9 protein-coding genes are annotated in these 10,818 nt (G+C 71.0%); 5 read left to right on the top strand and 4 right to left on the bottom strand.

Annotated elements, in window-relative coordinates; all coding sequences use genetic code 11:
- Positions 1–125: 125 nt before the first annotated feature.
- The gene (arc, locus tag AB0B85_RS12275) at positions 126–1,910 is read right to left on the bottom strand and encodes a proteasome ATPase (protein ID WP_357406398.1); all 1,785 of its coding nucleotides are present in this window, start codon (positions 1,908–1,910) and stop codon (positions 126–128) included.
- A gap of 178 nt (positions 1,911–2,088) precedes the next feature.
- Here arc and AB0B85_RS12270 point away from each other — a divergent pair, with 178 nt between their 5' ends.
- On the top strand, positions 2,089–2,382 hold the full coding sequence (locus AB0B85_RS12270; protein WP_357406396.1) for a ferredoxin: 294 nt from the start codon (positions 2,089–2,091) through the stop codon (positions 2,380–2,382).
- Between the two features lie 77 nt (positions 2,383–2,459).
- Here the strand turns inward: AB0B85_RS12270 and AB0B85_RS12265 are convergent, their stop codons facing one another.
- The 3 genes from AB0B85_RS12265 to AB0B85_RS12255 are packed head-to-tail and all read right to left on the bottom strand — an operon-like array spanning position 2,460 to position 5,228.
- The gene (locus AB0B85_RS12265; protein WP_355029057.1) at positions 2,460–3,032 is read right to left on the bottom strand and encodes a hypothetical protein; all 573 of its coding nucleotides are present in this window, start codon (positions 3,030–3,032) and stop codon (positions 2,460–2,462) included.
- A gap of 46 nt (positions 3,033–3,078) precedes the next feature.
- On the bottom strand, positions 3,079–4,029 hold the full coding sequence (locus tag AB0B85_RS12260) for a tRNA (adenine-N1)-methyltransferase (protein WP_357406437.1): 951 nt from the start codon (positions 4,027–4,029) through the stop codon (positions 3,079–3,081).
- Between the two features lie 44 nt (positions 4,030–4,073).
- The gene (locus AB0B85_RS12255; RefSeq protein WP_357406394.1) at positions 4,074–5,228 is read right to left on the bottom strand and encodes a M50 family metallopeptidase; all 1,155 of its coding nucleotides are present in this window, start codon (positions 5,226–5,228) and stop codon (positions 4,074–4,076) included.
- Positions 5,229–5,305: 77 nt separating this feature from the next.
- Between AB0B85_RS12255 and AB0B85_RS12250 the strand changes: the two genes are divergently transcribed.
- The 4 genes from AB0B85_RS12250 to AB0B85_RS12235 all read left to right on the top strand — a co-directional run bounded on the left by AB0B85_RS12250 (position 5,306) and on the right by AB0B85_RS12235 (position 10,799).
- Positions 5,306–6,220 carry a PD-(D/E)XK nuclease family protein gene (locus AB0B85_RS12250; protein WP_357406392.1) on the top strand — a complete coding sequence of 305 codons (915 nt, stop codon included), beginning with the start codon at positions 5,306–5,308 and terminating at the stop codon, positions 6,218–6,220.
- A 216-nt stretch (positions 6,221–6,436) separates the two neighbouring features.
- Positions 6,437–7,123, top strand: coding sequence for a response regulator transcription factor (locus AB0B85_RS12245; protein ID WP_357406390.1), 687 nt, complete (start codon positions 6,437–6,439; stop codon positions 7,121–7,123).
- A 353-nt stretch (positions 7,124–7,476) separates the two neighbouring features.
- Positions 7,477–8,244 carry an ABC transporter ATP-binding protein gene (locus tag AB0B85_RS12240; RefSeq protein WP_357406388.1) on the top strand — a complete coding sequence of 256 codons (768 nt, stop codon included), beginning with the start codon at positions 7,477–7,479 and terminating at the stop codon, positions 8,242–8,244.
- Positions 8,244–10,799: an ABC transporter permease gene (locus AB0B85_RS12235; protein ID WP_357406386.1), complete on the top strand. Its 2,556-nt coding sequence runs from the start codon at positions 8,244–8,246 to the stop codon at positions 10,797–10,799. Before AB0B85_RS12240 ends, AB0B85_RS12235 begins: the two co-directional genes overlap by 1 nt.
- The last annotated feature ends 19 nt before the right edge of the window (positions 10,800–10,818 follow it).

Genomic DNA, 10,818 nt, shown 5'->3' with positions numbered 1-10,818 from the left:
GTTCCGGGGTGTGGCGCCGCCGGGGGGGCGGGGCTCGTTGTGGTTCACCCCCCCCTGGGGGGGGCCACCGCGGGGCCCCTTCCCGGGGGGGGGCCCCCGCCCGCGCCCGGTGCCGCCGCTGGCGGTCAGAGGTACTGGCCGGTGTTGCTCGCGGTCTCGATGGACCGGCCGGCCTCGGTGCCCTTGCCACCGGAGACGAGCGTGCGGATGTAGACGATCCGCTCGCCCTTCTTGCCGGAGATGCGGGCCCAGTCGTCGGGGTTTGTGGTGTTGGGAAGATCCTCGTTCTCGCGGAACTCGTCGACGCAGGCGTCGAGCAGGTGCTGCAGGCGCAGCCCCTTACGGCCCGAGGTGAGGAACTCCTTGATGGCCATCTTCTTGCTCCGGTCGACGATGTTCTGGATCATCGCGCCGGAGTTGAAGTCCTTGAAGTAGAGGACTTCCTTGTCACCGTTGGCGTAGGTGACTTCGAGGAAGCGGTTCTCCTCGGTTTCGGAGTACATCCTCAGCACCACGGCGTCGATCATCGCCGCGACGGTGGCCTGGGGGTCGGCCCCGTGCTCGGCCAGGTCGTCCGGGTGCAGGGGCAGCCCGGAGAGGATGTACTTGGAGAAGATGTCCTTCGCCGCTTCGGCGTCCGGTCGCTCGATCTTGATTTTCACGTCGAGCCGACCGGGGCGCAGAATCGCCGGGTCGATCATGTCTTCCCGGTTGGAGGCGCCGATGACGATGACGTTCTCCAGCCCCTCCACGCCGTCGATCTCGCTGAGCAACTGCGGGACGATGGTGTTCTCCACATCGGAGGAGACACCGGAGCCACGGGTCCGGAAGATCGAGTCCATCTCGTCGAAGAACACGATCACCGGGGTGCCCTCACCGGCCTTCTCCCGGGCCCGCTGGAAGATCAACCGGATGTGCCGCTCGGTCTCGCCGACGTACTTGTTGAGCAGCTCAGGGCCCTTGATGTTGAGGAAGAAGCTGGTGTGCTTCTCCTTGCCCTGCCGTTCGGCGATCTTCTTGGCCAGCGAGTTGGCCACGGCCTTGGCGATGAGCGTCTTACCGCAGCCGGGCGGCCCGTAGAGCAGGATGCCCTTGGGCGGCCGGAGCTGGTGCTCACGGAACAGGTCCGCGTGCAGGAAGGGCAACTCCACCGCGTCGCGGATCTGCTCGATCTGCGACTGGAGGCCACCGATGTCGCCGTAGTCGACGTCGGGCACCTCCTCCAGGACCAGCTCCTCGACCTCGCTCTTCGGGATCCGCTCGTACGCGTACGCCGAGCGGGGCTCGATCATGAGTGAGTCGCCGGCCCGGATCGCGGAGCCGATGAGGGTCTCCGCGAGGTGCACGATGCGCTCCTCGTCGGAGTGCGAGACCACGAGCGCCCGGTCACCCGGCCCGCCGCCGGGCCCTTCCAGGATCTCCTTGAGCATCACGACCTCGCCGACCCGCTCATAGCCGAACGCGTCGACGATGTTGAGCGCGTCGTTGAGCAGGACCTCCTGGCCACGGCGCAGGTCACCCACGTCAAGTGCGGGTGAGACCGCGACCCGTAGCTTGCGACCGCCGGTGAAGACGTCCACCGAGCCGTCCTCGTGCTTGGCCAGGAAGACGCCGTACCCGCTCGGCGGTTGCGCCAGCCGGTCGATCTCCTCCTTGAGCGTCACGATCTGCGTGCGAGCCTCCTTGAGGGTGCTCACCAGCCGGTCGTTGTTCTCGGTCAGCCGCGCCAACTGTGCCTGGGTGGCCGCCAGCCGCTCTTCGAGCTGCCGGACGTGTCGGGGGCTTTCGGTCAACTTGCGCCGCACCAGAGCGAGTTCCTCCTGAAGGAACGCGACCTGCGTGGAGAGATCGTGGGCTTCCTTCTCCCACCGTGCGGCGCGCGAGTCCGCGTCGTCGCTGCGTGCTGCCACGTCCCACCTCCCCGGGGGGCTTGAACGTTCTGCCCTAACACTAGCCGCTATGAGGCCGATTCGGTCCCACGCAACACCCTCGTCACCGAACCTTGATCGCCAAGGGTGGCCTGACGGGCGGTTACCGGCGTTCGGGTACCGTCGGAGTGTAGGACGGGAGAACATGGGGGGTGCGCCGGTGACCGAGGTCGCGACCGATCAGCTGCAGGTCTGGGTGGACCAGGATCTGTGCACGGGCGATGGGCTCTGCGTGCAGTACGCGCCGGAGGTCTTCGAGTTCGACATCGACGGCCTGGCGTACGTCAAGGGTGCCGACGGTGAGCTGCTGGCGACGCCGGGCAGCCGCGTCGACGTGCCCGCGCACCTGCGGCTCGAGGTGATCGACTCCGCGAAGGAGTGCCCGGGCGACTGCATCCACGTGGTGCGCGGCGACGGTGTCGAGGTCGCCGGTCCGGACGCCGAGGAAGACTGAGCCGGTCGCCGGCCGGGCCACGTGGCCCGGCCGGCCCCGACACCGGGGCACGCCCCAAAGCACGACAGGGGTACGCCTCAGAGCATCGGCCGGCCGACCACCGAGGCGACCAGCCGCGCGAACTCCTCCAGCCGGGCGATCTGCCCGGCCCCGCCGTCGTCGAGGGTCTTGCCGAAGCGCAGCGCGTCGTGCCGTGGCGTACCCACCATCTCCTCGCTCGGCGGCGCCTCGTCGAGTGAGGTCAGCAGCAGGTAGACATCGATGCTGTCGACCCGGATCTCGCCGCTGTCGGCGCGGTTGAGCCGCCGCCGGCAGCCGACCTCGGTGACGGTGGAGACCGGCACCACCCGCAACGACGAGGTCATCGATCCCGGTGGGCCCTCCTCCGGAGGCACGTCCTCGCCGTGCCAGAGGATCAACCGGCTGCCGTCGCAGACGACGACCTCCTGCCACACGCCGTTCACCTCGTTGACGAAGCGTTCCAGCGTGAAGCCGAGCACCGACGCGCCGCGCAGCACGCCGCCGAGCGCCTCCAGGGCGACGTCCGGGTCGCGCAGGTAGGCCCGGGCCGCCGATTCCAGATCCTGGTAGGGCGACCAGTCGGGAAAGACCGCGGGGAGGTCACCGCCGCCGTAGCCCGGTCGGCTCATACCAGCGCCTCCCCCTGCTCGGCGGTGCCGCCGGCCAGCTCGATGGTCACGGCCTGTCCATCTCCCCCGTACCGTTGGGCTGCTCATCCGTCGCCAGGGCGGCGGCCTGTCGGGCCGCCTCCGCCGCGCGCAGGTCCTGGCGGCGCTGCGCGTACGCCTCGGTGCCCTTGCTGGGCTTGCGGCGGCGCGGCGGCGCGGTGACCCCGGGGGCCAGCTTGCGCGCGGACACCAGGAACGCGGTGTGCGCGATCATCCGGTGGTCCGGTCGGACGGCGAGGCCCTCGGCGTGCCAGTCGCGCACCAGGGACTCCCAGGCGCGCGGCTCGGTCCAGCCGCCGCGCTCGCGCAGCGCCTCCACCAGCTCGGACAGCTGCGGCGTGGTGGCGACGTAGCCGATGAACACCCCGCCGGGGACCAACGCCCGCTCGACCATGTCGAGAGTTTCCCAGGGGGTCAGCATGTCCAGGATGATCCGGTCGAAGCCGGTCTCCTGGCACTGGGCGACATCACCGACGTGCAGGTGCCACGACGGGTGCGGCCCGTTGAAGAACGCCTCGACGTTGCGCTTGGCGATCTGGGCGAAGTCGTCGCGCAGCTCGAACGAGTGCAGTTCGCCCTCGGTGCCGACGGCCCGCAACAGGGAGCAGCTCAACGCGCCGGAGCCGGCGCCGGCCTCCAGGACCTTCGCGCCGGGGAAGATGTCACCCATCGCGACGATCTGCGCCGAGTCCTTCGGGTAGATCACCTGAGCGCCGCGGGGCATGGACAGCACATAGTCCGACAGGAGGGGCCGCAGCGCGAGGAACGCGGTGCCGCCACCGGCGGTGGTCACCACGCTGCCGTCGGGGAGCCCGATCAGCGCGTCGTGCGCCAGGATGCCGCGGTGGGTGTGGAACTCCTTGCCGGGCTCCAGCGTCACGGTGTGCATCCGCCCCTTGGGGTCGGTCAGCTGCACCCGGTCGCCGGGCCGGAACGGCCCACGGTGCACGGGTGTCAGCGCCGGGGTGGTGGGGTCGGCTCCGACGGTGGAGGGAGTTGCGGTCACTGTGTCATCTTCCGGTTGGGTTCGAGGAGCTGTGCGAGGTCCGCGATGTGCAGAATGCCGACGACATCTTCGCCTGACGTCACCACGTACTGCGCGCCCGGGTGGGTCTGTACGGCCTCCATCACCCGCTCGCCGTCCCAGCCGATCGCCAACGCGGGAAGGGTGCCCAGGGCGCGGGCTACGGCGTCCACCGCCAGCCATGGTCGGCGGTCGACCGGAACCGCGTCGGCGGCGACCGGGTCGACGAGCGCGACCGGACGGCCGGTGGAGTCGGTGACCAGCAGGGCCGCGGCCGGCTGCCCACCGTCGGCGCGGCGGCGCTGGGCCTCGGCCAGGGGCGTGCCGGTGGTCACCGGCCAGACCGGGCGGGCCAGCCGGGAGAGGTCGATGAGCGGGAACCGGCGGCTGACCCGGGCGGCCCGGATCGCCTGCCCGGCGCCCCGCCAGAGGGTGACGGCGACAAGCAGCATCAGCGGCAGCGCCAGCGGCGCCAGATAGTCGGTCACGGTCAGCAGCCCGACCAGGGCGGCGGTGCCGACGGCGACGACCCGGCCGGCCCAGCCGGCGACCTCGGTGCCGAGGTGCCGGTCCTGGGTCAGCCCCCACACCGCGGCGCGCAGTGCCCGGCCGCCGTCGAGTGGCAGCCCGGGCAGACTGTTGAACAGCGCGACGATGACGTTGCTCACCGCGAGTTGGAAGGCTAGTTGGTGCGCCACCGTCCGCTCGGGCAGGGCGAGGGTGGCGGCGACCGCGACGACTCCGAGCACCGCGGAGACCGCCGGGCCGGCCAGCGAGACAAGCAGGTCGACCCGGGGCGACGGGGCGTCCCGGTCCATCTCGGTGTAGCCGCCGAGCAGCTCCAGGGTGATTCCCCGCACACCGATGCCGTACCGGCGGGCGGTGAGGGCGTGGCCCAGCTCGTGCAGCAGCACCGAGCCGAGCAACGACACCACGAACCCGAAGCCGATCAGGTAGCCGCTGATCTGCGGCAGATCGAGCTGGCGGCGGGCGAATTCGGCGTACAGGACGGCGATGAGCACCGCGAGCAGGACCATCGAGCCGTTGAGGTGCAGCGGCACTCCGAACACCCGGCCGACGTTCAGGCCGGGACGCCGGTCGGGTCGGCGCGGTGGCCGGGGGGTCTGCTCCATCGCCACGATGCTACGGACCGTCGTCGTGCGGGGCGGGCGGCGGTCGGTGTCACACCGGTGCCCTAACCTTTCCCGACATGACGGCGGAACCGGTCACCACCACCCAGCCCACCTCCCCGGCGCAGGCGCCGCCGACGGTGCGGGCCTCGTTGTCGCCGTCGCGGGCGGCGGATTTCAAGACCTGCCCGCTGCTCTACCGGTTCCGCAGCATCGACCGGCTGCCCGAGCGCACCACTATCGAGCAGGCCCGCGGCACGCTCGTGCACGCGGTGCTGGAGCGCCTGTTCGACCTGCCCGCGCCGGGCCGCACGCCGGCGGCGGCCGGCGACCTGGTGGCGCCCCAGTGGGATCGGCTGGTGACCGAGCAGCCGGAGCTGGCCGGGATCTTCGACGGCGCCGAGCCGGCCGGTCCGGTGGAGTTCCTGCGGTCGGCGGCCGGGCTGTTGGAGGGCTACTTCGCGGTGGAGGATCCGACCCGGCTGGAGCCGGCCGAGCGGGAGAGCCTGATCTCGGCGGTGGTCGACGAGGAGCTGCTGATCCGGGGTTATCTCGACCGGCTCGACGTCGCTCCGGACGGCGCGCTGCGGGTGGTCGACTACAAGACCGGTGGCGCGCCGCGGGAGGCGTTCGAGGCGCGGGCGCTGTTCCAGCTCAAGTTCTACGCCCTGGTGTTGTGGCGCACCCGGGGGGTGGTGCCCCGGGTGCTGCGGTTGCTCTACCTGCGCGACGCCGAGGTGTTGGACTACACGCCGGACGCTGACGAGCTGGTCCGCTTCGAGCGCACTGTGGTGGCGCTGTGGCGGGCGATCGAGCAGGCCACCGCCCGGCAGGATTTCCGACCCCGACCGAGCCGGCTCTGTGACTGGTGCAGTCACCAGGCGCTGTGCCCGAGCTTCGGCGGCACCCCGCCGCCGTTCCCGGTCTCGGCGGCGAACGCCGATCCGCTGCGCGACGCCCGGTCCGCGCCGGTGGTGCCCGGCGCCGACGAGTGACCACCTGCGGCGGGCCGTTCGGGCCCGCCGCGGGGGTGGGCCGGTTCCCTACCGCGTCCAGCCGTCTCGGCGCCCGGCTGACCGGCAGCGCCGACGGAGCGGTGCCGCGTCGATCGGTACCGGCACCGGGTCGGCCACTGGCGTGTCCGCTACGCATCGGCCGCCGTACGCGAGGATGAGCGGTGCGGGCACGACGTCGGCGCGACGGGAGACGAGATGACGGATCGGGTGGCCCCGGCGCGGCCGGTGCGGATCCTGCTCGCCGACGACCAGCCGCTGCTGCGCACCGGCTTCCGGATGGTGCTGGGGGCCGAGGGCGACCTGGACGTGGTGGCCGAGGCCGGCGACGGTGTGGAGGCGGTGGAGCTGTCCCGGCGGCTGTTGCCCGACGTCGTGCTGATGGACATCCGGATGCCCCGGATGGACGGGGTGGCCGCGACCCGGGCCATCGTCGAGTCCCGGCTGCCGGTGCGGGTGCTGGTGCTCACCACCTTCGACCTGGACGAGTACGTGGTGGGGGCGCTGCGCGCGGGCGCCAGCGGGTTCCTGGCCAAGGACGTGCCCGCCGAGGAGCTGATCGCGGCGATCCGCACGGTGGCCGGCGGGGACGCGGTGGTCTCGCCGCGGATCCTGCGGCGGCTGTTGGAGCGCTTCGCGGACCTGCTGCCCGATCCGGCGGCGACGCCCGCGCCGGTGCTCGACGCGCTCACCGACCGGGAACGCGAGGTGCTGGTGCAGGTGGCTCGGGGGTTGTCCAACGCCGAGATCGCGGCGGCGCTGTCGGTGAGCGAAACCACTGTGAAGACCCACGTCGGGCGCCTGCTGACGAAGCTGCGCCTGCGCGACCGGGTGCAGGCCGTGGTGCTGGCGTACGAGTCGGGCCTGGTCCGCCCCAGGGCGTAGCGACCGTCCGGCGGCTACCCCACCCGGCGTAGTCGAGGATCCCTCCGCGGAGGGACGGCCTGGTTGCCGTGCTCACCTACCGTGACCGGAGACGGCTCGGCGCGGTTGACCCTCCTGTGATGTGCGGGGCGGATCGGGTTCGGCGCCGTCGCCGGTCGTGGGAAACGGATCGACCGGCCGTCGGATCAGGGGCAACCCTGATCCGACATCGGGGGCCACCCGCAGCGGGAAATCCGTCCCGGGTCCCCCCGTGGGCGGACGGAACGGGCGTGAGCAGCGCCGATGATGGAACAGTCGCGCCGGACCATCGGGGGGCGGCGCGAGCATACGGACAGACGGAAGAGGTAGATGACGTGACCGCGACGGTAGGCCAGCAGGCGCAGGCCGCGGCCCGGGCGAACGACGTGTGGAAGGTGTACGGCAGCGGCGAGGCTCAGGTCATCGCGCTGCGGGGGGTCAGCGCGGAGTTCGAACGTGGCCGGTTCACCGCGATCATGGGGCCGTCCGGTTCGGGCAAGTCGACGCTTATGCACTGCCTGGCCGGGCTGGACTCGGTGACCCGGGGGACGGTGTCGATCGGTGAGACGACGGTCACCGGGCTGGGCGACGCGGGGTTGACGAAGCTGCGCCGCGACAAGGTGGGCTTCATCTTCCAGCAGTTCAACCTGCTGCCCACGCTTACCGCCAAGGAGAACATCCTGCTGCCGTTGTCGATCGCCGGGCGCAAGCCGGACCCGGCCTGGTACGACACGGTGATCTCCACTGTTGGTCTGCGCGACCGGCTGGACCACCGGCCGGCGCAGCTCTCCGGCGGGCAGCAGCAGCGGGTGGCGTGTGCGCGGGCCCTGGTCTCCCGCCCAGAGGTGATCTTCGCGGACGAGCCGACCGGCAACCTGGACTCGCGCTCCGGCGCGGAGGTGCTCAACTTCCTGCGGAGCTCGGTCCGCGAGCACGGCCAGACGATCGTGATGGTCACCCACGACCCGACCGCCGCCGCGTACGCCGATCGGGTGGTCTTCCTCGCCGACGGGCAGATCGTCTCGGAGTTGATCGAGCCGACCGCCGAGACGGTGCTGGACACGATGAAGAAGCTGGACACTCCGGCCGAGGTGGGCAACTGATGTTCCGGGCGACACTGAAGAGTCTGCTGGCCCGAAAGGTCCGGCTGATCCTGTCCGGTCTGGCGGTGGTGCTCGGGGTGATGTTCGTCTCCGGTGCCTTCGTGTTGACCGACACGCTTGGCCGTTCGTTCGACTCGGTCTTCGCCGACGGGTTCGCCGAGATCGACGTGAACGTCGCGGCGAAACCGAACGTGGAACTCAGCGAAATGGAGGGCGATCAGACCTCGGCCCCGCTGCCCGCCGCCGTGGTGGAGCAGGTCAAGCAGGTGTCGGGGGTGGCCTCGGCGACCGGCATCGTCAACGCCGACGGCGCTCGCGTGATCGGCAGCAACGGCAAGGTGATCACCTCGTTCGGCCCGCCGCAGCTTGGCGAGAACTGGATCGGCGAGACCGAGCTGATGCAGTTGCGGGAGGGGCGCGGGCCGCAGGCCGAGGACGAGATCGTGGTCAACAAGTCGTTGGCCACGGCCGCGAAGGTGCAGGTCGGCCAGAAGGTCGGGGTGCTCACCGCGTTCGAGTCGAAGAAGCGGGACTTCACACTGGTCGGGATCATGGGTTACAGCGGTAACCGGGATTCGATCGGCGGGGTCAACGAGGTCTTCTTCACCACGCCGGTGGCGCAGCGGCTGATGCTCGGCGAACCGGACACGTTCAGCAGCATCACAGTGAACGCCGCCGGCGGCGTCTCCGACGAGCGGCTGCGCGACGACGTGGCCCGCGCCCTGGGCCCGGCCTTCGACGTGAAGACCGGTGAGCAGGTGGCCGCGGACGCCTCGGCCGGCCTGAAGGAGGGCCTGTCCTTCTTCAACAAGATCCTGCTCGGCTTCGCCGCGGTGGCGCTGCTTGTCGCCACGTTCCTGATCCTCAACACCTTCTCGATCATCGTGGCCCAGCGCACCCGCGAGTTGGCGTTGATGCGCGCCATCGGGGCCAGCGGGCGGCAGATCATCGGTTCGGTGGTGCTGGAGGCCATCACTGTCGGCCTGATCGCCTCGGTCCTCGGTCTCGCCGCCGGCATCGGTGTGGGGGCGCTGCTGGCCTTCCTGTTCGGCAAGCTCGCCGGTGGCCTGACGCTGGCCGGGATCGGTGTGCCGGCGGCGGCGGTGATCGGGGCGTTCGCCATCGGGCTGCTCATCACTGTGGTCGCGGCGCTGCTGCCGGCGCTGCGGGCGTCGCGGATCCCGCCGATCGCGGCCATGCAGGACGTGGCCACGCCGGACCGGCCGCTGACCAAGGTCACCGTGGCCGGGTCGGTGGTCACCGCCATCGGCGCGGTGCTGCTCTTCCTCGGGCTCAGCGGCAACGCCGGCGGGCAGACGCTTTCCACAATCCTCGGTGGGGTGCTGTTCTCCTTCATCGGCGTGGCGCTGCTGACTCCGCTGATCAGCCGGCCGGTGGTGACCCTGCTCGGCGCGATCTTCTCCTGGTCGGTGCCGGGCAAGCTGGGCCGGCTCAACTCCGGGCGCAACCCGCGCCGCACCGCGATCACCGCCGCGGCGCTGATGGTCGGCGTCGCGCTGATCACCGGCATCACGGTGATCCTCGACTCGGCCAAGAGCAGCATCAGCGCGCTCGCCGAGGACACCATCAAGGCCGAGCTGGTGATCTCCGGTCAGCAGGGCGGTCCGCGTCCGCCGAGCTTCGACCCGGGTGTGCTGGACCAGGCGAAGGCCCTGCCCGGCGTGCAGTTGGTCGACGGCGAGTACGGCGACATGGCGAAGGTCGACGGCCAGAGCACCTGGGTCGCGGCGAGCAGTGACATCGCGTCGCTGCGGCAGATCTTCGGAGCGAAGGCCACCGCCGGCGACATCGACCGGCTCGGTCCGACCCAGATGCTGGCCAGCTCGGACACGGCCACCTCGCGGGGCTGGTCGGTGGGCTCGACGGTCAAGGTGCAACTGCCCCGGGGCGAGGCGCGGACGTACACCGTCAGCGGCATCTACGAGTCGTCCCAGTTGACCAACCCGGTGACGCTGCCGGTGCAGGCCGCGAAGGACTTCACCATCCCGCAGCCCATCCAGGGCTTCATCCAACTCGCCCCCGGTGCCCGGGTCGCCGACGTGCAGCCCCAGGTGGAGACGCTGCTGGCGGACAGCCCCGAGGTGTCGGTGGCCGACCGGGACGCGTTCGTCAAGCAGCAGACCGGTCAGCTCGACGGGCTGCTCACAATGATCAAGATCCTGTTGGGGCTGGCCCTCATCATCGCCGGGCTCGGCATCGTCAACACCTTGGCCCTGTCGGTGTTGGAACGGACCCGCGAGCTGGGTCTGCTGCGGGCGATCGGCCTGCGCCGCGGCCAGACGATGGGCATGATCACCGTGGAGGCGGTGGTGATCTCCGTGTTCGGCGCGCTGCTGGGCGTGGCGGTCGGCACCGGCCTCGGCGCCGCGGTGGTCGAGGCGCTCAAGGACGAGGGCATCACCGACCTGAACCTGCCCTGGGGGCAGATGGTCGCCTTCCTCGTTCTCGCCGCGCTCATCGGCGTGGTGGCCGCGGTGCTGCCGGCCATCCGGGCGGCCCGGATCAACGTGCTGGGCGCCATCGCCCACGACTGATCGGTTGCGGCGACGCCCC

The sequence above is a fragment of the Micromonospora sp. NPDC049044 genome (assembly GCF_040649215.1).
GTDB lineage: Bacteria > Actinomycetota > Actinomycetes > Mycobacteriales > Micromonosporaceae > Micromonospora.
Note: the sequence above shows the minus strand (reverse complement) of the source record. Positions and strands in the feature narration are given on the sequence as shown.

What these genes read in the sequence shown, in the direction of transcription:
- AB0B85_RS12255 (WP_357406394.1), bottom strand. Translation starts at nt 5,228, where the DNA reads ATGGAGCAGACCCCCCGGCCACCGCGCCGACCCGACCGGCGTCCCGGC.
- AB0B85_RS12235 (WP_357406386.1), top strand. Translation starts at nt 8,244, where the DNA reads ATGTTCCGGGCGACACTGAAGAGTCTGCTGGCCCGAAAGGTCCGGCTG.
- AB0B85_RS12265 (WP_355029057.1), bottom strand. Translation starts at nt 3,032, where the DNA reads ATGAGCCGACCGGGCTACGGCGGCGGTGACCTCCCCGCGGTCTTTCCC.
- AB0B85_RS12245 (WP_357406390.1), top strand. Translation starts at nt 6,437, where the DNA reads ATGACGGATCGGGTGGCCCCGGCGCGGCCGGTGCGGATCCTGCTCGCC.
- AB0B85_RS12250 (WP_357406392.1), top strand. Translation starts at nt 5,306, where the DNA reads ATGACGGCGGAACCGGTCACCACCACCCAGCCCACCTCCCCGGCGCAG.